Origin of the sequence: Luteimicrobium xylanilyticum, assembly GCF_009429125.1 — a bacterium.
GTDB classification, from domain to species: Bacteria; Actinomycetota; Actinomycetes; order Actinomycetales; family Cellulomonadaceae; genus Luteimicrobium; species Luteimicrobium xylanilyticum.
The window spans coordinates 3,517,105-3,538,138 of sequence record NZ_CP045529.1; the positions used below are offsets into that span (position 1 = coordinate 3,517,105).

The window sequence follows — 21,034 nt, forward strand, 5'->3', positions numbered from 1 at the left end:
GCCTAGCGTGGTCGCGCCGCCTGCAGCGGCAGCCACCGCGCCACCTCGCCCGCGCGTTCCCCTGAGGCCCGCACACGTCCGTCGGCGACCGCGTCGTCCCAGCCGAGCGTCCCGGTCACGAGCGCGAACCACGTCGCCGGGTCGGTCTCGACGACGTTCGGCGGCGTCCCCCGCGTGTGCCGCGGGCCCTCGATCGCCTGCACCGCACCCCACGGTGGGACCCGGACCTCGACCGCGTGGCCGGGGGCGACGTCGGCGAGCTCCTCGAGCGTGAAACGAACAGCGGTGGCGACGTCGGCGCGCACGGGTTGGGTGCCGTCCGCGAGCGCCGCACGCCACGCGGCGATGGCGACCCGCCCGGCGTCGGGGGCGGTGCGGCGCCGGGGCGTCATCCGCGGCCCTCATCGGCGTTCGGCGCGTCACCCTCGGCGAGGACGAACGCGATCCGATGTTCCTCGACCGACGCCTCGGTGAGCCGCACCCGCACGGGCTCGCCGAGCGGGAGCGCGGCCCCCGTGACCGACGCGCGGAGGGCGGGCTTCGCGACCACCACCTGACCCCGCTCGCCACCCTGTCCCGGCTCCCCCGCACCGTCCGCGGGGTCCGACGCGTCCGCCGATTTCGCGGGCTCGTCGTCCACGTCGACGACGACACCGTCGAACACGTCCCCGACCCGGTCCGCGACGAGTGCGGCTTCGACGGTGTCGAGGCACGCCCGCTCGTACGAACCGGCCTTCTGCCCGGTGCGGGCCATGATCTTGGGCAGCCCGGCGAGGCCGTCGAGCACCCAGTCGGGTACCGGGTCGCCCGAGCACGCCGCGAGGCACGCCTCGGTGCCGTACCGGTCGACGAGCCGCCGTAGCGGCGCGGTGACGTGCGCGTACTCGGCGGCGATCGCGGCATGGCGGGTGACGACGCGGTCGGCAGGGTCGTCTGACGCAGCAGGGCCGTCGGACGCGCCGGGCAGCTCGGACACCGCGGGCAGGTCCGTGCCGCCGAACGCCAGGTACGAAGCGCCACGGAACAGCGACGTCGCCTCGGTGAGGAACGCGGCGTGGTGGGGCTGGGCGGAGTCGAGCGTGCGCAGCAGCTCCCCGTACGGCTGGTCCTCGGGCCACTCGATGCCGAGCGCTCGCGCGGTGCGGCGCAGCCGGGCGACGTCGCGCGGGTCCGCGGGCGGAAGGGTGCGCAGGATCCCGACCCCGCCGGCGCGCATGACCCGCGCCGCAGCGATCCCCGTGAGCAGCGAGACCTGCGCGTTCCACCCCTCGACGGGCAGGGTCGAGCGCAGCTCGAGGGTGGTGGTGCCGTCGTCGTGGGTCACGGCGACCTGCTCGGGCACGTCGAGCGACACCCCGCCCCGCTCCCGTTCGAGCTCCTGCCGGAGCGTCCCGATCTCCTTGAGGAGGGTGAGCGTCTCCCCCGCCGACGACGGCGCCCGGCCGTCCAGCGCGGCCTGCGCCTCCTCGTAGCTCAGGCGAGCGACGGACCGCACGACGCCGCGGCGGACCGTCACGCCCGGGCTGCCGGCGGCGTCCGCTGCTCCCCCGACGATCTCGCCGCGCGCGTCGAGGACGATCCGCCAGACGACGGCCGGACGTTCGGCGTCGGGCAGGAGGCTCGCCGCGCTCTCCGAGAGCGTCGCGGGGTGGAGCGGCGTGCGCCCGTCCGGGCCGTAGAGCGTCGTGCCGCGCACGTGCGACTCGGTGTCGACCGGGCCACCCGGTTCGACGAACGCCGCGACGTCGGCGATCGCGTAGTGCACGACGAAACCCGACCCTGCGCCGTCGGGCCCGGCGACGCGCTCGAGGGCCATCGCCTGGTCGAGGTCCATCGAGCCCGGCGGGTCGATGGTGAGGAAGGGCACGGCGCGCAGGTCCTCGCGCTCTGGTCCGGCCGTCGCGAGGGCCGGGCCGCGCGCGGCCGCGCGCTCGGCGTCCGCGAGGACCTCGGGCGTGAAGTCGTCCGGGATCTCCATCTGGCGGCGCAGGTCGGCGAGCGAACGGCGCACGGCACGCGACGTGGCGGCGTCCGCGCCGGCGATCCTCAGGTACTGGGCAGGCACACCCCGAGGCTAGAGGGTGCCGGGCGCAACCACCGCGTAGAGCAGGGCGCGCAGGTCGTCGTCGGACACGGCGAACTCGGGCAGCAGCGCGAGCCCGAGGAGGCGCTCGCCGGGCTCTGCGCCACCGCACTCGTCCTGCTCGTATGCACCCGACCCGGTCGCGGCGGCCCGTCCCCGGACCGCCCGACGCGCTGACCCGCTCGGCGCGCCGTCAGGCGTTCTCGCGTGCGAGCTCGGCCCGCACCTCCTCGCGCAGCTTGCCGTGGTTCTCCGGGTTCGGGGCCGCGGCCAGCAGCGTCTTCGTGTACGCGTGCTGCGGGTCGAGGATCACGCGGTCCGACGGACCCCGCTCGACGACCTGGCCGCGGTACATGACGAGGATCTCGTCCGAGAAGTGCCGGGCGGTCGCCAGGTCGTGCGTGATGTAGAGGACGCCGAGGTTCTCCTCGCGCTGGAGGCGCGCGAACATGTTGAGCAGCCCGAGGCGGATCGACACGTCGAGCATCGACACCGGCTCGTCGGCGATGAGGAACCGCGCCCCCGGCGCCAGGGCGCGCGCGCTCGCGACCCGCTGACGCTGGCCGCCGGACAGCTCGTGGGGGCGACGGTCCGCCATCTCGCGCGGAGGGTTGAGGTTGACCCGCTCGAGCAGGCGCTCGATCTCCGCCTCGACGGCGTCCCGGCCCGAGGCCCGGTGGTGGATCTTGATCGGCCGCTCGAGGTGGTGGCCCACCGTGTGGAACGGGTTGAGGGACGCGAACGGGTCCTGGAAGACCATCTGGACGTCGTTCCGGTAGCGCATGAGGGCGACGCCCCGGGCGGCGCTCGGCTCGCCGTCGAGCAGGATCTCGCCCGACGTGGGCTTCTCGAGCTTGGCGATCATGCGTGCGACCGTCGACTTGCCCGAGCCGGACTCCCCGACGAGCGCCACGGTCTTCCCGGGCTCGAGCGTGAACGACACGTGGTCGACGGCCCGGAACTTCGAGCTGCGCATCCCGGACCGGACCCGGAAGTCCTTGACGAGGTCCTTGACCTCGAGGGAGCCGGTGCGGCGTGCCCTCTGATCGGTGTCGGTCATGTCAGGCCACCCCTTCGGTCTCGCCCGTGCGGATGAACGCACCCCGGTCTCCGGTGAGGCTCGGGAACGACGCCAGCAGGCGACGCGTGTACTCGTGCTGCGGGCGCTCGTAGAGGTCGGCAGCGGTGTTCAGCTCGACGATCTCGCCCTGGAGCATGACCGCGATGCGGTCCGAGATCTCGAGCAGCAGCGGCAGGTCGTGCGTGATGAAGACGACCGCGAACCCGAACTGTTCACGCAGCCGCATGATCTCGCGCAGGATGCCGCGCTGGACGACGACGTCGAGCGCCGTCGTCGGCTCGTCCATGATCATCACCTGCGGGCGCAGGGCGAGCGCCATGGCGATCATGACGCGCTGCCGCATGCCGCCCGAGAGCTCGTGGGCGAAGCTGTCGAGCCGGTTCGGGTCGACGCCCACCATCCGCAGGAGCTCCCGCGCCTCGGCGAGCATCTGCTTCCTCGGCATGCCGGGGCGGTGCGTCGTGAAGACGTCGAGGAGCTGGCGCTTGACGCTGATGACGGGGTTGAGCGAGTTCATCGCCCCCTGGAAGACCATGGAGATCTTGTCCCAGCGGAACACCCGCAGGCTCTCGCCCGACAGGCCGAGGACGTCGATGTCCGTCCCGGACTCGTCGTGGAACGTCACGGCGCCGCTCGCGAGGTCGGCCGGGGGCTTGAGCAGCCGGTTCAGGCCGTAGGCGAGCGTCGACTTGCCGCAGCCCGACTCCCCGGCGAGACCGAGGATCTCGCCGCGGTGCAGGGTGAGGGAGACGTTCTTGACCGCGTGGACGGGAGGGTCGACGAGGTAGTCGATCGAGACGTCGGTCGCGGTGAGGACCGGAGTCAGGCCCTTCAGGTACGTCTCGTGGGACGGCAGGCTCACGGGGCCGGCCGACCGGGTCGCGGTCGCGCTCATGCGCCGGCCTCCTCGGTCGTCGCTGCGGCGTGCTTCTCGTGCTTGCGGGCCTTCCGGACCCGCCGGGTGGCCTTGGGCACGTTGCGCAGCTTCGGGTTGATGATCTCGTCGATGGCGAAGTTGACGAGCGAGAGCCCGCAACCGAGGAGCGCGATGAGGAGGCCCGGCGGGACGAACCACCACCACGCTCCGAGGGTCAGCGCCGAGCCCTGCTGCGCCTGGTAGAGCATCGTGCCCCACGTGACCGCGTCGGTCGGGCCGAGGCCGAGGTACGACAGGCCGGCCTCGCCGAGGATCGCGAAGATCACGCCGAAGAGGAACTGTGCCGCGACGAGCGGCAGGAGGTTCGGAAGGATCTCGACGGCGATCACGCGGCCCGACTTCTCGCCCGCGACCCGGGCCGCGAGCACGTAGTCGCGGGCCCGCAGCGATCTCGCCTGCGTCCGCAGCACGATCGCCGAGCCCGTCCACGCGGTCAGGCCGAGGACTCCCGCGACCAGCCACATCGACCGGCTCGACGAGTACGCCGCCAGGACGATCGTCAGCGGCAGCGCCGGGATGACGAGCATGATGTTCGTGATGAGCGACAGCGTCTCGTCCGCCCAGCCGCCCAGGTAGCCGGCGAAGATGCCGAAGACCACGGAGAGCGCCAGGGCGATCACGCCGACGGTGACGCCGATGAGCAGCGAGCCGCGCGCACCGTGCGCGAGCTGCGCCCAGATGTCGTTGCCGATCGCGCTCGTGCCGAGCAGGTGGCCCTGCTCGCCGGGCTTGAGGAGCCCGTCGTAGTCGGTGCTGTTCGGGTCGAGCGTGAAGAACGGCACGATGATCGCGAACAGCACGATCACGGTGGTGATGACCAGGCCGACGACGAGCTTCGGCGACCACGAGGGCATGAGGTCGCGCCGCCGCGAGCGGGGCCGCTCCGCCGTGGCGGGCTCGCCCGTCACGGCGGCGGCGAGCGAGCCGTCGCCGACGGCGTCGGGAAGGTCCGGGGGCAGCCCGTCGACGACGACGTCGGCAGCGTCGACCGTGGTGGCCGCGGCCGTGACCAAGTGTGCTTCGCGGACGTCCTCGCCCGTGGTCTCGTGCTCAGCCATGGTGACGCGTCCTCGGGTCGATGTAGCCGTAGATGAGGTCCATGAGGAAGTTCACGACGAGCACGGCGACCGTCGTGAGCAGGAACACCCCCTGCATGAGCGCGTAGTCCGCGTTGCTGACGGCGGTGATCATGAGCTTGCCGATGCCGGGGTAGCTGAACACCTGCTCCATGACCAGCGACCCGGACACGACGAACGCGAGCGCCACCGCGAACCCGGCGAACGACGGCAGGGCCGCGTTGCGTACCGCGTACACCCACAGCACCCGGCGCGGGCGGAGGCCCTTGGCCTCCGCGGTCACGATGTAGTCCTCGGCGAGGGTCGAGACCATCATGTTGCGCATCCCGACGAGCCAGCCGCCGACCGCGCTCAGCACGATGGTGAGCGCCGGCAGGACCGCGTGCTGGAAGACGTCGACGATCGACGCCCACGACCACTCGGGATGGTCGTACGTCTGCACGTCCCACCCCCACGAGATCGGCGCGAGACCGAGCTTCATGCCGAGGAAGTAGACCAGCAGGATCGCGAGCCAGAAGTACGGCACCGACTGCAGGAGTGCCGTGAACGGGATCACGTGGTCCCATGCGCTGCCGCGCTTCCAGCCGATCCACGCGCCACCGACGATGCCGATGGCGAACGCGATGATCGTGGCCGCACCGACGAGGCACAGCGTCCAGGGCAGGGCGTCCTTGATGAGGTCCCACACCGGCTCCGGGTACTTCGACACCGAGATGCCGAGGTCACCGTGGACGATGTTGTTCAGGTACGCCCAGTACTGGTTCCACAGTGGCTCGTCGGACCCACCGAGGATGAGCTTGACGTTCTGCTCCACCGCCGGGGTCACGTCGCCGTTGCGGGCGAGCTTCCCGATGAGGATCTGCGCGGGGTCGCCGGGCAGCATCCTCGGGATGAAGAAGTTCAGGGAGACAGCGGCCCAGAGGGTGATCGCGTAGAACGCCACCCGCCGCCCGTAGTACTTCATGGTTCGGTTCTTCCCGTCGTCGTCGAGCTCATCCTCGGTAGGTCCCGCTCAGGTCAGCTGAGGGGGACGAGGTTGGCGAGGATCACGCCCGAGGAGACCGAGCCCCACGACGGCGGGAACTGGTACAGGTCGTCCTCGGTCGGCCATCCGGCGAAGTCCTTCTTGTTGAAGAACGTCTGGGTCGCGTTGATGATCACCGGGATGTACGGCAGGTCGTCCACGATGTTCTTCTGGATGATCGCGTACTGCTCCTTGCGCTTCGCCTCGTCGTTCGTGGACGCGGCAGCCTTGACCGCGGCGTCGACGTCGGCGTTGGAGTAGCGCGAGAAGTTCCAGGTGCTCGCCTTGAGCGGGGTGCCGACCTTGGTGGTCGAGAAGCCGGCGAACCAGTCCTTGTAGATCTGGAACGGGTCGGCGACCGAGGTCCCGACGACGCCGCCCATGAGGAGCTCGTACTTGCCGGAGCCGCGGGCGTCGAAGTACTCCTGCTCGGAGATGGTGCTCGCGGTGATCTTGATGCCTGCGGCCTTCGCCTCCGACGCGATGAGCTCGGCGGCCTGGTTGTAGTCCGTCCAGCCCGCCGGCGACTTGAGGGTCAGGCTGACCGTCTTGCCGTCCTTGGCGTAGAAGCCGTCCGAGCCCTTGGTGTAGCCGGCACCCTCGAGGATCTTCGCGGCGGCCGCGGCGTCGGCCGACTGCGGCGACTCCTTCCAGTCGTCGTTGGTGATCCACTTGTCGTCACGGCCGAGGAGCGCGAACGTCGGCGAGATGGTGCCGCCGAGACCCTTGAACGCCTTGCCGTTGATCTGCTTGCGGTCGATCGCGACGTTGAGCGCCTGGCGGACGGCCTTGTCGGTCTGCGCACCGGTGCAGCCCTCGTCCGCGTTGGAGCAGGTGTAGATGGTCGTGGGGTCCTGCGGCGTGTTGATGTAGCCGATGCCGAGCGAGGTGACGGCGTCGACGTCGGGCACGAACATGCCGGTCCAGTCGATCTTGCCCTGCTTGACGAGGTCCTCGGCGTTCTGGTTGCCGTCGAGGCCGACGTAGCGCACGGTCTTCACCGCGGGCTTGCCCTGGGGGGCGTCGCGGTAGTTGGGATTCGCGACGACCGTGTAGGCCTGCGAGGAGACCGAGCCCTTCTTGAGGATGTAGGGGCCCGTGCCGACGGGGTCGGTGTTGGTGAACTTGGCGGGGTCCTTGACGTCCTTCCAGATGTGCTCCGGGATGATGAACGTCGTGCCCAGCAGCGAGAACTCGTTGGTGAACTGCGGGCTGTCGAACTTCACGACGACGGTGGTGTCGTCGGTCGCCTCGGCCGAGATGATGTACGACGGCTTCGAGAACGCGTAGGTGTACGTGTAGGCGACGTCCTTGGCGGTGAACGGCGTGCCGTCGCTCCACTTGACGCCCGACTTCACCTTGACGGTGAGCTGCTTGCCGTCGTCGCTGAACTGGTACGACTCGCCGAGCAGCGGGGTCGGGTCGCCCGAGCCGGCCTTGTTGAACGCGAAGAGGGGCTCGTAGATCGGGCCCATCGCGGCGTGCAGGACGTTCGGTGAGAACGGGTTGAAGTTCGCCACGATCGGCGTCATCGAGCCGGCCCACACGTTGAGCACGCGGGTCGAGTTCGCCACGCCCGTGGGCTTGTCGGTGCTGGCCGCCTTGGAGGTGGACGCGTCGGTGGCCTTGCTGCCGCCGCCGCACCCTGCGAGCAGCAGGCTGACGCTCGACGCCAGCGCGACCGCGGCGACGACGCTCCTGCGCCTCGTGCTTCGGATCATCGGTGGTCCTTTCTGGTGGACGGCGATGCCCGTGCGCCCCTGCGCCCGCGCCTCGACCGTGAGGTGTGCAGGGACACTAACAAAGGCTCCGCTGTGTCGGAGCGGATAGATCAGGAAAGTTACCTAACTGATACCGCGCAGCAACGTGCCTTGCTCCGCGCGGGCGCCCGGAGGCGCGTCTCAGTCCGCGCTCAGCGCCGCATCGAGCGCATCGCGGGCGGCGACCACGAGCCCCGCGTCGGTGACCTCGTACTCGCTCGCCCCGCCCGGCCCCGCGGCGTCCTGCACGACCGTCTTCGCGGACAGGTGGACGGCGTCGACCCCGGCGCCCACGAGAGCCGCGATGTCGGCGACCCGCACTCCCCCGCCGGCCTGGACCTGCACCGGCAGCGCCTCGTCGTGCACGTGCCGCGCGCAGCGGCGGAGCTGCTCGACGCCGTCGACGCTGCGGGCCTCGCCACCCGACGTGAGCACCCGTGCCACGCCGAGCGCCGCGAGCGTGTCGAGCGCCCGCAGCACGTCCGGAACCGTATCGAGCGCGCGGTGGAACGTGACCTCGCGGCCCTCCGCGGCGGCGACGAGCGCACGGACCGCCTCGACGTCGACCCGGCCGTCCGCGGTCAACGCACCGACGACGACGCCGTGCGCCCCCGCGTCCACGACCGCGCGGACGTCCGCGACCATGACGTCGAGCTCGGTCCGGTCGTAGACGAACCCGCCCGCCCGGGGCCGGATCAAGGGGTGGACCTCGACCGGCTCGTGGTCCGTGAAGTCCTCCGCGACCGCGAGCGCCACGTCGACGAGGCCCACGCTCGGGGTCAGCCCGCCCGTGGCGCCGAGCGCCACGCACAGCTCGACCCGCTGCGCGCCGCCGGCGCGCGCGGTGCGCACGCCCGCGACGTCCTGCACGGCGATCTCGAGGGCGACCCGCCGGCCGCCGGGGTGCCGGCCCTCGTCGCGTGGGCTGCGGGGGTCACGGGGGTCGCGGGCGCGAGAGTCGTCGTCGGTCACGGCACGAGGCTAGCGTCCCGCCGGTCGTGTCACGTGGCGCAACGTTCGACCAGCCGTCGGGAACTTCCGGCCGACGCGTGACCCGGGGGCGCCGTCGGGCCTACAAGATGCCATGACCTTCACGACCGAGGCGACCACAGCCTCTCCCCCGGCCACCGCCGACGACGCCGGGACGCCTCAGGCGCTCCGCGTCGTCGTCCTCTCCGGGAACCCGCGCGCCGGGTCCCGCACTGCCGCGACGGGGCGGGCCGCCGCGACCGCGATCGCCCGGGTCCTGGCGGACGTCCGGGCCGCCGAGCCTCGGGTCGAGCTCGTCGAGCTCGCCGACCTCGCCGGCGAGGTGCTCGCACCCGTGCACCCCCGGGCCGACGCCGTCCGCGCCGACCTCGCGCGGGCCGACGTCGTCGTCGTCGCGACTCCCGTCTACAAGGCGTCGTACACGGGCCTGCTCAAGGCGTTCCTCGACCTGTACCGGGCAGGTGACCTGCGCGACGTCGTCGCCGTCCCGCTCGTGGTGTCCGGCAACCCGGCGCACGCGCTCGCGGGCGAGGTGCATCTGCGCCCGCTGCTCGTCGAGCTGGGCGCCGTCGTCCCGACCCGAGCCCTGACCGTCACCGAGGCCGAGCTCGCCGACCTCGACACCGTCCTCGAGCGTTGGCTCGCCGACGCCGCTCCCGCCCTGCGCAGCACCGTCCGAACGGAGGCCACCCGATGAGCGCCGAGCTCGTACCCACCGAAGACCTGTCCGCGGACGCCGCCCACTTTGCCCGCCTCGACGCCCTGCTCGCCGAGCAGGACGAGCCCCACCTCGGCATCGACGACTACAAGGTCGTCTTCCGTCGCCACCCCGCGGGCGTCGCCGTCGTGACGTTGCGTGACGAGGACCCCGAGTCCGGCGAGGCGCGTCAGGTCGGCTTCACCGCGACGTCGGTGATCTCGGTGTCCGCCGAGCCGCCGCTGCTCGCGTTCTCGATCGCGTCGACGTCCTCGTCGTGGCCCGCGCTCGCCCGGGCCCGGACCGTGGCGGTCAGCTTCCTCGCCGACGACCAGGACGACGTCTCCGCGCGATTCGCGACCAGCGGCATCGACCGCTTCGCCGCCGGCGGCTGGACCGCGCTCGCCACGGGCGAGCCGGTCATCGACGACGCCCTCACGTGGGTCCGGGCGCGGGTCGTCCAGCGCACGCCCGTCGGCGCCAGCTACCTCGTGTCCTTGCGGGCGCTCGAGCACGGGACGCGCAGCGCCGGCCCGGCCGCCGACGGCGCGACGTCCACGGAGCCCGGGCCGCTCGTCTACCACGACCGCACGTACCACCGGATCGGCGACCACTCCGCCCTCTGACCTCGCCGTCGCCCCGCCCCGCCACCACCCCACGGAGGTACCCCGTGCTCCGCTACGTCGCTGGACGCCTCGTACAGGCCGTCGGCGTCCTCTGGGCCGCCTACACCGTGTCCTTCTTCGTGCTCTGGGCCCTGCCCAGCGACCCCGTGTCGCTGCTGCTCGGGACCGACTCCAGCGACGTCACGCCGGAGCAGCTCGCCGCCGTCCGGCACGAGTACGGCTACGACCGTCCGCTCGTCGTGCAGTACGTCCACCAGCTCGGGAACGTGCTCCACGGCGACCTCGGACGGTCCGTGAGCACCCGCGAGCCCGTGAGCTCGCTCATCGGCGACGCCCTCGGCCCCACGGTCCAGATCGCGCTCGCCGGGTTGCTCCTCGCCGTCGTCCTCGGGGGCGGGCTCGCGGTCCTCGCGACGCTCGTGCGCCGGCGGTCCCTCCAGGCGCTGCTGCTGAGCCTGCCGCCGCTCGGCGTCGCGATCCCGGGCTTCTGGTTCGGCCTCGTGCTCCTGCAGTGGTTCTCGTTCCGCCTCCCGGTGTTCCCCGCGATCGGTGACCAGGGGTTCGCGTCGATCGTCCTGCCGGCGGTGACGCTCGCCCTGCCCACCGGTGCCGTGATCGCGCAGCTCCTGTCGAAGAGCCTCGTCGTGACGCTCCGCGAGCCGTACGTCGCGACCGCCCGCGCGAAGGGCGCGTCGCCCGTCCGCGTGCACCTGCGGCACGCGCTGCGCAACGCAGCCCTGCCCGCGCTCACCGCGACCGGGCTCCTCGTCGGCGGCCTGCTCGGCGGGACCGTCGTGACCGAGACCGTGTTCTCACGGCCCGGGCTCGGGCGGCTCACGGCCACGGCCGTCCAGGCCCAGGACATCCCCGTCGTGCAGGGCGTGGTGCTCGTGGGGGCGCTGGTGTTCGTCCTCGCGAACCTCCTCGTCGACCTCGTCTACCCCCTCCTCGACCCGCGCCTCGAACGGAGGCGTCGCAGCGCGGGCACCCGCGCGGCGGCCACCCGGGTCGACGCCGTCGCGGTCGCCTGAGCCCGGCGCACCCCAGGGAGCCACCCCATGACCGACCTCACCACCCTCGCGCCCGAGAGCGCCGGGCCCGCGACCCATGACCGGGCCACGGAACTCGTGGACCTCGTCGTGACCCCGCCCGACGGCGCACGCCACGCCGACGCCGACGTCGCCCCCCGCGCGGCCCGCCTGCGCTACGTGCTGCGCCACCTCGCCCGGCGCCCCGGGCTCGTCGTCGCGGTCGTCTGGCTCGTCACCGTCCTGGTGGCCGCCGTCGTGCCGTCCGTGGTGGCGTCCGGCGACCCGCTCGCCGGCGTGCCCGCCGACAAGCTCACCGGGCCGTCCGCGCAGCACTGGTTCGGCACCGACCAGCTCGGCCGCGACCTGTACACGCGCGTCGTCCACGGCACCGGCACCACGCTCCACGCCGCGCTCCTCGCGATCGCGATCGGGCTCGTCGTCGGGTCCGTCCTCGGGCTCCTCGCCGGGTTCGTCGGCGGGGCCGTCGACGCCGTCCTCATGCGGTTCGCCGACGTCCTCCTCGCAATCCCCGGGCTCCTGCTCTCGCTCGCCGTCGTGACCGCGCTCGGCTTCGGCACCGTGAACGTCGCGATCGCCGTCGGCACGACGAGCGTCGCGTCCGTCTCTCGGATCCTGCGCTCCGAGGTGCTCCGGGTCCGCACGTCGGCGTACGTCGAGGCCGCCCGCGCGGGCGGGTCCCGCTGGTGGCGCGTCCTGCTCGTGCACGTCCTGCCGAACTCCGTCGGACCCGTCCTCGTGCTCGCCGCGCTCGAGCTCGGCACCGCGATCCTCGCCGTGTCCTCCCTGAGCTTCCTCGGGTACGGCGCGCAGCCGCCCCAGCCCGAGTGGGGTTCGCTCGTCGCCGGCGGCCGCGACTACCTCGCCGGGCAGTGGTGGCTCACCACGCTCCCCGGGGTCGTCATCGCGCTCACCGTGCTCGCCGGCAACCGGCTCGCCCGCGCCCTCGACGCCGAAGGGAACCCGTCATGACCAGCCCGCTCCTGCACGTCGACGACCTCCACGTCACCTACTCCGGGCCGCGCGGCGACGTGCACGCCGTCCGCGGCGTCAGCCTCGACGTCGCCCCCGGGGAGACCGTCGCGCTCGTCGGCGAGTCCGGGTCCGGCAAGTCCACGACCGCGCACGCCGTCGTCCGGCTCCTCGCGCCGACGGCGCGCATCACGTCCGGGCACGTCCGGTTCGACGGCACGGACCTCGCGACTGTGCCCGCCCGCCGGCTCCGCGCCGTCCGCGGGTACGGGATCGGGCTCGTCCCCCAGGACCCCACCGTCTCCCTCAACCCCGTCACGCCGGTCGGCAAGCAGGTCGCCGAGGTGCTGCGCATCCACGGTCTCGCCGACCGCAGGTCAGCCGGCACGCGCGCCGAGGAGGCCCTCGCCCAGGCCGGCCTGCCCGACGGCGTCGCCCACCTCTACCCGCACGAGCTGTCCGGCGGCATGCGCCAGCGCGTGCTCATCGCCGTCGCGCTCGTCGCCCGGCCCGCGCTCCTGATCGCCGACGAGCCCACGTCCGCGCTCGACGTCACCGTCCAGCGCCAGATCCTCGACCACCTCGACACGCTCACCGCGTCCACCGGGACCGGCGTCCTCCTCGTGACCCACGACCTGGGCGTCGCCGCCGACCGCGCCGACCGCATCGCCGTGATGTCCCAGGGCCGGATCGTCGAGGTGGGCACGCCCGCCCAGGTGCTCGGCGCGCCGCAGAACGCCTACACCAAGGCCCTGATCGAGGCGGCCCCGAGCCTCAACACCCGGCGGAGCCTCGTGGTGCCGTCCACCGAGGCGACGTCGTCGCCGGTCCTCGAGGTCCGCGACCTCGTCAAGGAGTTCCCCCGCCCGCGGGCGGCCGGCGGTGGCGTGCTGCGCGCCGTCGACGGCGTGAGCTTCGCGCTCGAGCGCGGGAAGACCCTCGGGATCGTGGGCGAGTCGGGCTCGGGCAAGACCACGACGGTCCGCCTCGCGGTGCGGCTGGCCGACCCCACGAGCGGGACCGTGCTGCTCGACGGCGAGGACGTCACCCGGGCGAGCGGGGAGCGCCTGCGTGCGCTGCGCCGTCGGGTGCAGCTCGTCCACCAGAACCCGTACGCGTCGCTGGACCCGCGCCTGTCGGTCGAGCGGATCGTCACGCAGCCGCTGCGAGCGTTCGGCGTCGGGGACCGCGCCTCCCGGCGCGCGCGGGCCGCGGAGCTCGTGGACCACGTCGCGCTCCCGGCGGGCACGCTGGCCCGGCGGCCCGCCGAGCTGTCCGGGGGCCAGCGGCAGCGGGTCGCGATCGCCCGGGCGCTCGCGCTCGAGCCCGAGCTGGTGGTGCTCGACGAGCCCGTGTCCGCGCTCGACGTCCGCGTCCAGGCCCAGGTCCTCGAGCTGCTCGCCCGGCTGCAGGCGGAGCTGGGCGTGTCCTACCTGTTCATCTCGCACGACCTGGCCGTCGTCCGCCAGATCGCACACGACGTCGTCGTGATGCAGGACGGCCGCGTCGTCGAGAAGGGACCCACCGACCGGGTGCTCGCCGAGCCCGAGCACCCCTACACCCGCGAGCTGCTCGGTGCCATCCCGGGCACCCGCGCCGAGGCCGGCGTCCCCGCCTGAGCCTTCAAGCACACTGAGAAGAGAGAACGATGAACCACCGACACACGCGACCGTCGCCCCGCAGCCTGCGGCGACCCGCCGCGCTCCTCGCGACGGCCACGGCACTCACGCTCGCCCTCGCCGCCTGCAGCGGTGGCTCCTCCGGAGCGGGCACCACCGCGTCCGACGGCGGCACCCCCGTCGACGGCGGCGCGCTCAGCTTCGCCATCCAGAACGACCCGATCTCGCTCAACCCGTCCGGGACGGGCTCCGGCAACGACACCCTCTACGTGACGCGCCAGCTCGTGGACTCGCTGCTCTACCAGGACCCGAAGGACGGCTCGCTGCAGCCGTGGCTCGCGTCCAAGTGGACCGCGAGCGACGACGCGAAGAAGTTCACGTTCACCATCCGCGACGGCGTGACGTTCTCCGACGGGACCCCGCTCACGGCGCAGTCCGTCAAGGACACCTTCGACGACATCGTGAAGAACGGGGCGAAGGCCCTCAACGCCGTCACGGCGTTCGTGGGCCTCGACAAGATCGTCGCGAAGGGCAGCACGGTGGAGGTCGACTTCAGCACCCCGAACGCGGCCTTCCCCCAGGCCACGACCGCCGTGGGCCTGGGCATCCTCGCGGAGTCCACGCTCAAGACCCCGTACGACGAGCGCACGGACGGCTCCAAGATCGTCGGCTCCGGCCCGTACACGCTCGACCGCTACACGAAGAACGTCGAGACGGTCCTGAAGAAGCGCGCCGGCTACACGTGGGCGCCCGCGGCCTTCGACAACACGACGGGCGCGCACCTCGACACGGTGACCTTCAAGGTCGTCCCCGAGGCGGGAGTGCGCACCGGGACGCTGACGTCGGGACAGTCCGACGTGATCGGTGGCGTCCAGCCCAACGACGTCAGCCAGCTCGAGGGCGCCGGCCTCCCGCTCGTCTACCGAGCCAACCCCGGACTGGTCTTCGGTCTGACGTTCAACGAGGCCAGCCCGTTCGGTTCCGACCCGGAGCTGCGCAAGGCCGTCGCGCTCGCGGTCGACCCGAAGGAGGTCCGGGACACCGCCCTCGACGACAAGTTCGCCGTCGCGACGAGCCCCCTGGGGGCCACCACCCCCGGGTACGCGGACGTCAGCAAGAACATCGTGACGGACGTGGACCAAGCCAAGCAGGTGCTCGACGCCGACGGCTGGAAGCCGGGCGCCGACGGCATCCGCACCAAGGACGGCAAGCAGCTCACCTTCACGATCGAGTGGATCTCCAACTTCGCCCCGAACCAGACGGCCCTCGAGCTGATCCAGCAGCAGCTCAAGGCCGTGGGCATCGCGGCGAAGCTCGAGACGGGCGCCGTCCCGGAGTTCCTCGCGACGCTCCAGAAGGGCGACTACGACGCGGCGTGGGGCAACAGCTCGCGCGCCGACGGCGACATCCTGCGCACGTCGTTCTCGACCGCAGCCACGGACTACTACCGGATCGACGACCCGACCCTTGAGAGGCTCCTGCAGAAGCAGCTGGCAACGGGCGACCCGACCAAGCGCGACGCGGTCCTCGCCCAGATCCAGGAGCGGCTCGTCACGCAGCACCACGAGGTACCCGTGCACGAGCTGACCTCGATCATCGGGACACAGAAGGACGTCCACGGCGTCGCGCTCGGCGCCGACTCGCGCCTCGACCTGCTGGTCGACGCGTGGAAGGCGAAGTGACGGTCCGGCCATGACGGCGTCGTCGGGAGGGGCGGGGTAGCCGCCCGACGACGCGGGCCCCCAGGGGCCGCTCCCCACGGGGAGCCACCGGTTCCGCAGGGAACCGCGGACGGGGTCCGGCCTCGGGGTGGGGCCGGGCCCCGTCGTCGTGACCACGTCCGGGTCCCGCCCGGTTCAGGTTCAGTCGGCGCAGCAGGCGTCGGCCGGAACCGTGACGGCGGGCGTGGGTGACGGTGCGCCGCGGCGCACGCGGATCCCGTCGCGCCGCATCGCGACGACCGTGGTCGCGAGGGCACCGGCGGCGAGCACGACGCCCACCAGCAGCGGCGCCCGGTACCCGAGGCCGAGGGCGATCACGGCGCCGCCGAGCGCGGGGCCGACGGCGTTCCCGACGTTGAAGGCCGCGGTGTTCATGCTCGCGGCGAGCGTCGGGGCGCCGGCGGCGATCTGGAAGACCCGCGCGTTGAGTGCGCCCGCGATCGAGAACCCGGACATGCCGACGAGCAGCACCGCGCCGAACGCCGCCCACGGCACCGATGCGACGGCAGCGAGCAGGAGCAGGCTGGCCGCTGTCGCGACGAGCGACCCGAGGAGGTTGCCCCAGAGGTTGCGGTCCGCGATGCGCCCGCCGATGGTGACGCCCACGAACGCGCCGACCCCGAACCCCACGAGCGCGAGGGGCACCGCGTCGGGGTCGAGTCCCGCGACCTTGGTGAGGAGCGGCGAGAAGTACGAGAACGCGGCGAACACGGAGGCCTGGAAGAGCGCCGTCGTCGCGAGAGCGAGCCAGATCCGGCGGGTGCGGAACACGCCGAGCTCGCGGGCCAGGAGGTCGCGGGTGCGCTGCGGGGCGGCGTCGGCCACGCCCTCGGCCGGGCGCCGGTCGCGGACCGTCGCCGCGACGAGCACGGCGGCGAGCGCCGTCACGACGGCGATCACCCAGAACGCGCTCCGCCAGCCGTACCGCTCGCCCAGCCAGGCACCGCCGGGCACGCCGACGAGGTTGGCGATCGTCAGGCCCCCGACGAGCGCTGCGAGCGACCGCCCGACCGCCCCGGGCGGGCTCGCCCGGTGCGCGTGCACGGCCGCGAGCGACCAGTAGCCGCCGCACGCGACCGCCGCGAGGACCCGCGAGACGAGGAGCACGCCGTAGCCGGGGGCGAGCGCGCCGAGCACGTGCGCGGCGGCGAACACGACGGTCATGAGGACGAGCGTCGAGCGGGTCGGCAGGCGCAGCGTCAGGACGGCCATCGCCGGAGCCCCGACGACCATCCCGACGGCGAACGCCGTGATGAGCAGTCCGGCCTGCGGGATGCTGACGTGCAGGTCGGCCGCGATCTGCTCGAGCAGGCCGGCGATCATGAACTCGCTGGTACCGAGGCAGAAGGTGACCGCCGCGAGGAGGAGGACGACGCCGGGCACCCGGGTGCTGCGTGGGGCGGTGGGCGTGGTGGCGCTCATCCGCGCACCTGCTCGACGGGGCACGCGGGGACGGCTGCGAGTGCCTCGCGGCCCGCCTCGGTGCTGAGCGCGGAGAGGAACGCGTCGAGCTGGGCGCGCACCTCGTCGGGCGTGGCGACGCGGGCCGCGACCCGCAGCCCGGCGAGCGTCGTGTGGACGAGCGGGCCGAACGCGTGGGGGTCGACGTCGGGCCTGATGTCGCCCTCGTCGCGGCCGCGCGCCAGGATCCGCGCGTAGGCGTCGATCCAGGCGCTGCGGTCGGCGTCGAGCAGGGCCGTCACGCCGACCATGCTGCGGCCGAGCTCGACGGCGGTGTTCACCGAGAGGCAGCCGAGGCGGTCGTCGCGTGCGCACTGGTCGCCGAGCGCGTCGGCGAAGCGCCGGCGCAGCACGACGGGCGCGGGGTCGCGGCTGGCGACCAGCTCCTCGCGTTCGCCTGCCCCGCGCCCGGTGTAGCGCGCGAGAGCACGCTCGAACAGTGCGTCCTTGCTGGTGAAGGTGCTGTAGAAGCTGGACCGGGCGATGCCTGCGCGCTCGCACAGCCCGACGGCGTCGGTCCCCGTGTACCCGTGCTCGGTGAACTCCGCGATGGCGGCGTCCACGACGGCGTCCTCGTCGAACTGTCGGCTCCTGGGCATGCGTCCACGCTACGCCATTCTGGACACGCGTGTCCAGAATGGCGTAGCGTGGCCGACTCCCTACGCCGCGCGTGCGGCGTCCGCCGCCGCGCGCTCCGCGTCGCGCTTGGCGACCTCCTCACGGACGATCGGGATGACGTACCGCCCGAAGTCGATCGCATCGTCGAGCAGGTCGTAGCCACGCGCCGAGATCACGCTCACGCCGAGGTCGTAATAGGCGAGCAGCGCCTGCGCGACCGTCTCGGGCGTCCCGACGAGCGCGTTCGAGTTCCCGGCACCGCCGGTCGCCTTCGCGGTCGCGGTCCACAGGGCCGTGTCGAACCGCTCGCCCTGCGCGGCGATCTCGAGGAGCCGCTGGGACCCGGCGTTCTCGGGCGCGCCCGGACGGTAACGGCGGAGCAGGTCGCCCGCCCCGGCCTTGCGGTCCTCGATCCGGCCGAGGATCTGGTGCGCCTTCTCCCAGGCGAGCTCCTCGGTCGGAGCGATGATCGGCCGGAACGCGGCGTGGATCCGGGGCAGCGTGGTGCGCCCCGCAGCTTGCGCCTCGTCGTGGATGCGGGCGATCTGCTCAGCGGTCCGGTCCAGCGGCTCGCCCCAGACGGCGTAGATGTCGGCCTCGGCCGCCCCGACCCTGTAGGCGGCGTCGGACGAGCCGCCGAACGAGATCGTCGGGACCCGACCCTCGTAGGGCTTGGCGTCGAGGACGAAGTCGTCGAAGTCGTAGAACTCGCCGTGGTGGTCGAACGGCTCGGCGCTGGTCCACGCCTGCTTGACGATCCGGATGTACTCGTGGGTCCGCGCGTAGCGCTCGTCCTTGGTGAGCCGGTCACCCTCGCGGGCCTGCTCGTGGTCGTTGCCTCCCGTGATGAAGTGCACGGACAGGCGGCCCTGCGACACCTGGTCGAGCGTCGCGAACGTCTTGGCCGCGAACGTCGGGTAGGACACGTTCGGCCGGTGCGCGAGGAGGAGCTCGATGGACCGGGTGTTCGCGGCGATCCACCCCGCGAGCGCCGACGGCTCGAGGCCGCTCGACCCGTACGCGAACAGGACGCGCGTCCAGCCGTTGTCCTCGTGCGCGCGGACGATGCGCTCGAGGTAGCGCAGGTCGACCGGCTTCGTGGTGGGGGCGGTGGTCTCGGAGGCGTCGCTCGTGGTCGCGATGCCGAGGAACTCGACGGGCATGGTCAGGACTCCGTTCGGTGGGTGGGGTGGGTGGGGTGGTCGGGGGCGACGTCGAGGCCGAACGCGAGCAGGGTCCCGCCCTCGACGACGCGGGTCTCGCGCTCGTGCAGCCGCCGGAAGCCGAGCGAGGCGTAGAGCGCGTGGGCGGGCAGCATGCGGGGCCCCGAGTTCATGACGACGCGGACGAGACCGCGCTCGCGGGCGAGGCCGACGACGTGCCGGGTCAGCAGCCGCCCGACGCCCTGACCGCGGGCCGACGGGTCGACCCCGAGGAGCCGGAAGTCGAGCTCGCCCGGCTGCGCGAGCGGCGAGATCGTGCGGCCCAGGCGCGGCGTGGCGACGCTGCCGAGGAGCTCGTTCCCGCGGGCCGCGACCCAGACCTGGTGCTCCGCGGCGCGCTCGGCCACGGCGTGCAGCGACGCGCGGTACTCGTCGCCGATGGCGTAGTCCGCGGTGTAAGCGCGCTCGAGGAGGTCGCCGACCGCCTCGTGCTCCGCGGGCTCGACGAGCCGCACGACGACGGCGGCGGAGGCGGGGCGCGGGACCGCCTCGAGGAGCTCGCTCATGCGCGCGCCGCCGGCTCGAGGTCGCGCGCGTCCTCGGCGGACTCGGGCTCGGCGGGCGCAGGCTCGGTCGCCGCGTCCGACGTCGGGAGGCCGGCCGCCTTCCAGGCCGGGAACCCGCCGTCGACGTGCGTGACGTCCGTGAACCCGCGACGGCGCAGCTCGCGCGCCACCGGGCCGGAGCCGTTCACCGACCCGCAGACCACGACGATCGGCGTGTCCAACGAGACGAGCGGCGTGCCGCCGTCGTCGAACAGGGTCTCGAGCCGGTTCCGGTCGGTGACGCGCGCGCCCGGGATCTCGCCCGTCGCCGCGCGACCGCCCGCGCTCCGGACGTCGATCAGGACGGCGCCGCCCGACACCCGCTCGCCGGCGTCGGACGCGGGCTGCACGGGTGCCCGCTCGGCCCAGGCGGCCGCGAGCAGCTCGAACGACCGCACCCGGTCGGCCGGGTCGAACGCCTCGGTGGTCACGAGCAGCTCGTCGGCGCCCGTCGCCCGGACGAGGGCCTCGAGCCCCGCCACGACCTCGTCGGGCGAGCCGACGAACCGCGACTCGAGGCGGTCGGCGACGAGCGCGCGGTCCTCCTCCGACCACTCCTCCCACGGGGTCGTGGTCCCGGGGGCGGGGAACGCGATGGCACCGTCGACGCCCGTCCGGATCGACCGCACCCAGTCCGCGAACGGCGCGCCGAGCTCGCGCGCCCGGGCTCCGGTCTCCGCGACGAGCACGTCGGCCGAGACGACGACGTACGGCTCGGCGAGCACGCCGGGCCGGAACGCGTCCCGGTACGCGGTGACGGTGTCGAGGACGTTCCCCGGGGCGACGTGGTAGTTCGCCGCGAGCGGCAGCCCGAGCTCGCCCGCGACGCGCGCGCTCTCGCCGCCGCTCGACGCGAGCACCCACAGGTCGAACGCGGCGCCCTCGACGGGCGGGCTCGTGAAGGCCAGCCCGTCGGACGCGAACGAGCCGTCGCGCAGGGCGAGGATCGCCTCGAGCTCGTCCCGGAACGGGCCCGCGTCCCGCGAGCCCACGATCCCGAAGTGCGCGAGCATCCGGCGCTTGAGCGCCGGGTTCGACAGGTCGAACCGGACCGGCCGGGGCACGACCAGCCCGTCGACGACGCGCGTCTCGGTGCGCTCGGGCGTGCCCGTCCCGCCCTCCGCGTCGGATGCCGAGCCGCCGGGCTCGCGCTCGGCCCCCGCTGCGCCGTCGGCGGGCGGGATGACGTGCGCGCGGCCCACGCCCAGGTCGACGCGGCCCGGGTGCGCGGCGGCGACGGTGCCGAACTGCTCGGCGCCGACGAGCGGCGTGGTGCTGCCGAGCAGCACCGCGCCCGAGCCGACGCGGATCCGGGTCGTGCGCTCCGCGGCGAGCGCGGCGAGGACGGCGGGCTGCGCCGACGCGACGCCCGGCGACAGGTGGTGCTGGGCGAACCAGATCCGGCGGTACCCGGCGTCGTCGGCGGCGCGGGCGACGTCGAGCGCCGCCCGGACCGCCTCGGCGCCGGGCTGCCCGACGCTCACAGGCGCCAGCTCGAGGACGGACAGGGGGACGTTCTTGGGCTCGGACACGAGGGTCTCCTTCTGCGGTG

At 73.2% G+C, this 21,034-nt stretch carries 19 protein-coding genes; 6 read left to right on the forward strand and 13 right to left on the reverse strand.

From position 1 onward, the window contains the following. Window positions 1-2 precede the first annotated feature (2 nt). From KDY119_RS15635 to KDY119_RS15670, 8 genes are all read right to left on the reverse strand, one after another. Window positions 3-392 (reverse strand): sterol carrier family protein, encoded by a 390-nt coding sequence (locus tag KDY119_RS15635; protein ID WP_036947470.1) that lies wholly within the window; start codon window positions 390-392, stop codon window positions 3-5. Further along, entirely contained in the window at window positions 389-2,065 is a 1,677-nt protein-coding gene (locus KDY119_RS15640; RefSeq protein WP_227994380.1) for an RNB domain-containing ribonuclease, read from the reverse strand. Before KDY119_RS15640 ends, KDY119_RS15635 begins: the two co-directional genes overlap by 4 nt. Window positions 2,066-2,276: 211 nt before the next feature. Continuing rightward, complete coding sequence (locus KDY119_RS15645) at window positions 2,277-3,143, reverse strand: ABC transporter ATP-binding protein (RefSeq protein ID WP_036947472.1); 867 nt, start codon at window positions 3,141-3,143, stop codon at window positions 2,277-2,279. 1 nt (window position 3,144) lies between these two features. Next, window positions 3,145-4,059, reverse strand: a complete 915-nt coding sequence (locus KDY119_RS15650; protein WP_085997981.1) for an ABC transporter ATP-binding protein — start codon at window positions 4,057-4,059, stop codon at window positions 3,145-3,147. Beyond that, window positions 4,056-5,159: an ABC transporter permease gene (locus tag KDY119_RS15655; protein WP_227994381.1), complete on the reverse strand. Its 1,104-nt coding sequence runs from the start codon at window positions 5,157-5,159 to the stop codon at window positions 4,056-4,058. Before KDY119_RS15655 ends, KDY119_RS15650 begins: the two co-directional genes overlap by 4 nt. After that, window positions 5,152-6,141 (reverse strand): ABC transporter permease, encoded by a 990-nt coding sequence (locus KDY119_RS15660; protein WP_036947473.1) that lies wholly within the window; start codon window positions 6,139-6,141, stop codon window positions 5,152-5,154. The genes KDY119_RS15655 and KDY119_RS15660 overlap by 8 nt, the downstream gene beginning before the upstream one ends. A 53-nt stretch (window positions 6,142-6,194) precedes the next feature. After that, window positions 6,195-7,922, reverse strand: a complete 1,728-nt coding sequence (locus tag KDY119_RS15665) for an ABC transporter substrate-binding protein (protein ID WP_036947474.1) — start codon at window positions 7,920-7,922, stop codon at window positions 6,195-6,197. A 180-nt stretch (window positions 7,923-8,102) separates the two neighbouring features. Continuing rightward, the gene (locus tag KDY119_RS15670) at window positions 8,103-8,837 is read right to left on the reverse strand and encodes a copper homeostasis protein CutC (RefSeq protein ID WP_227994703.1); all 735 of its coding nucleotides are present in this window, start codon (window positions 8,835-8,837) and stop codon (window positions 8,103-8,105) included. Between the two features lie 208 nt (window positions 8,838-9,045). Between KDY119_RS15670 and KDY119_RS15675 the strand changes: the two genes are divergently transcribed. From KDY119_RS15675 to KDY119_RS15700, 6 genes are read left to right on the forward strand one after another with little or no spacing between them, the layout of a single operon-like run. After that, the gene (locus KDY119_RS15675) at window positions 9,046-9,648 is read left to right on the forward strand and encodes an NADPH-dependent FMN reductase (RefSeq protein WP_153022520.1); all 603 of its coding nucleotides are present in this window, start codon (window positions 9,046-9,048) and stop codon (window positions 9,646-9,648) included. Further along, window positions 9,645-10,274, forward strand: a complete 630-nt coding sequence (locus KDY119_RS15680) for a flavin reductase family protein (RefSeq protein ID WP_051136308.1) — start codon at window positions 9,645-9,647, stop codon at window positions 10,272-10,274. Before KDY119_RS15675 ends, KDY119_RS15680 begins: the two co-directional genes overlap by 4 nt. A 44-nt stretch (window positions 10,275-10,318) precedes the next feature. Beyond that, window positions 10,319-11,305 carry an ABC transporter permease gene (locus KDY119_RS15685; protein ID WP_036947476.1) on the forward strand — a complete coding sequence of 329 codons (987 nt, stop codon included), beginning with the start codon at window positions 10,319-10,321 and terminating at the stop codon, window positions 11,303-11,305. Window positions 11,306-11,332: 27 nt separating this feature from the next. After that, on the forward strand, window positions 11,333-12,295 hold the full coding sequence (locus KDY119_RS15690) for an ABC transporter permease (protein ID WP_083890655.1): 963 nt from the start codon (window positions 11,333-11,335) through the stop codon (window positions 12,293-12,295). Then, window positions 12,292-13,914 carry a dipeptide ABC transporter ATP-binding protein gene (locus KDY119_RS15695; protein WP_153022521.1) on the forward strand — a complete coding sequence of 541 codons (1,623 nt, stop codon included), beginning with the start codon at window positions 12,292-12,294 and terminating at the stop codon, window positions 13,912-13,914. Before KDY119_RS15690 ends, KDY119_RS15695 begins: the two co-directional genes overlap by 4 nt. A 29-nt stretch (window positions 13,915-13,943) precedes the next feature. Next, window positions 13,944-15,596, forward strand: coding sequence for an ABC transporter substrate-binding protein (locus KDY119_RS15700; RefSeq protein ID WP_083890656.1), 1,653 nt, complete (start codon window positions 13,944-13,946; stop codon window positions 15,594-15,596). Between the two features lie 180 nt (window positions 15,597-15,776). Here KDY119_RS15700 and KDY119_RS15705 read toward each other — a convergent pair whose 3' ends face one another. Genes KDY119_RS15705 through KDY119_RS15725 form a run of 5 tightly spaced genes read right to left on the reverse strand, consistent with a single transcriptional unit; the run spans window position 15,777 to window position 21,014 of the window. Beyond that, the gene (locus KDY119_RS15705; RefSeq protein ID WP_036947481.1) at window positions 15,777-17,057 is read right to left on the reverse strand and encodes a Cmx/CmrA family chloramphenicol efflux MFS transporter; all 1,281 of its coding nucleotides are present in this window, start codon (window positions 17,055-17,057) and stop codon (window positions 15,777-15,779) included. Beyond that, complete coding sequence (locus KDY119_RS15710) at window positions 17,054-17,695, reverse strand: TetR/AcrR family transcriptional regulator (protein WP_051136309.1); 642 nt, start codon at window positions 17,693-17,695, stop codon at window positions 17,054-17,056. Before KDY119_RS15710 ends, KDY119_RS15705 begins: the two co-directional genes overlap by 4 nt. A gap of 60 nt (window positions 17,696-17,755) precedes the next feature. After that, entirely contained in the window at window positions 17,756-18,877 is a 1,122-nt protein-coding gene (locus KDY119_RS15715) for an LLM class flavin-dependent oxidoreductase (RefSeq protein WP_036947482.1), read from the reverse strand. A 2-nt stretch (window positions 18,878-18,879) separates the two neighbouring features. Continuing rightward, window positions 18,880-19,443 carry a GNAT family N-acetyltransferase gene (locus tag KDY119_RS15720; protein WP_051136310.1) on the reverse strand — a complete coding sequence of 188 codons (564 nt, stop codon included), beginning with the start codon at window positions 19,441-19,443 and terminating at the stop codon, window positions 18,880-18,882. Beyond that, on the reverse strand, window positions 19,440-21,014 hold the full coding sequence (locus KDY119_RS15725) for an LLM class flavin-dependent oxidoreductase (RefSeq protein ID WP_153022522.1): 1,575 nt from the start codon (window positions 21,012-21,014) through the stop codon (window positions 19,440-19,442). Before KDY119_RS15725 ends, KDY119_RS15720 begins: the two co-directional genes overlap by 4 nt. Between the last annotated feature and the right edge of the window lie 20 nt (window positions 21,015-21,034).

Bases quoted from the DNA above. Each gene is read 5' to 3' on its own strand.
- KDY119_RS15655 (WP_227994381.1), bottom strand. From the start codon at position 5,159: ATGGCTGAGCACGAGACCACGGGCGAGGACGTCCGCGAAGCACACTTG.
- KDY119_RS15705 (WP_036947481.1), bottom strand. From the start codon at position 17,057: ATGAGCGCCACCACGCCCACCGCCCCACGCAGCACCCGGGTGCCCGGC.
- KDY119_RS15680 (WP_051136308.1), top strand. From the start codon at position 9,645: ATGAGCGCCGAGCTCGTACCCACCGAAGACCTGTCCGCGGACGCCGCC.
- KDY119_RS15715 (WP_036947482.1), bottom strand. From the start codon at position 18,877: ATGCCCGTCGAGTTCCTCGGCATCGCGACCACGAGCGACGCCTCCGAG.
- KDY119_RS15700 (WP_083890656.1), top strand. From the start codon at position 13,944: ATGAACCACCGACACACGCGACCGTCGCCCCGCAGCCTGCGGCGACCC.
- KDY119_RS15710 (WP_051136309.1), bottom strand. From the start codon at position 17,695: ATGCCCAGGAGCCGACAGTTCGACGAGGACGCCGTCGTGGACGCCGCC.
- KDY119_RS15645 (WP_036947472.1), bottom strand. From the start codon at position 3,143: ATGACCGACACCGATCAGAGGGCACGCCGCACCGGCTCCCTCGAGGTC.
- KDY119_RS15660 (WP_036947473.1), bottom strand. From the start codon at position 6,141: ATGAAGTACTACGGGCGGCGGGTGGCGTTCTACGCGATCACCCTCTGG.
- KDY119_RS15695 (WP_153022521.1), top strand. From the start codon at position 12,292: ATGACCAGCCCGCTCCTGCACGTCGACGACCTCCACGTCACCTACTCC.
- KDY119_RS15650 (WP_085997981.1), bottom strand. From the start codon at position 4,059: ATGAGCGCGACCGCGACCCGGTCGGCCGGCCCCGTGAGCCTGCCGTCC.
- KDY119_RS15665 (WP_036947474.1), bottom strand. From the start codon at position 7,922: ATGATCCGAAGCACGAGGCGCAGGAGCGTCGTCGCCGCGGTCGCGCTG.
- KDY119_RS15675 (WP_153022520.1), top strand. From the start codon at position 9,046: ATGACCTTCACGACCGAGGCGACCACAGCCTCTCCCCCGGCCACCGCC.
- KDY119_RS15720 (WP_051136310.1), bottom strand. From the start codon at position 19,443: ATGAGCGAGCTCCTCGAGGCGGTCCCGCGCCCCGCCTCCGCCGCCGTC.
- KDY119_RS15690 (WP_083890655.1), top strand. From the start codon at position 11,333: ATGACCGACCTCACCACCCTCGCGCCCGAGAGCGCCGGGCCCGCGACC.
- KDY119_RS15635 (WP_036947470.1), bottom strand. From the start codon at position 392: ATGACGCCCCGGCGCCGCACCGCCCCCGACGCCGGGCGGGTCGCCATC.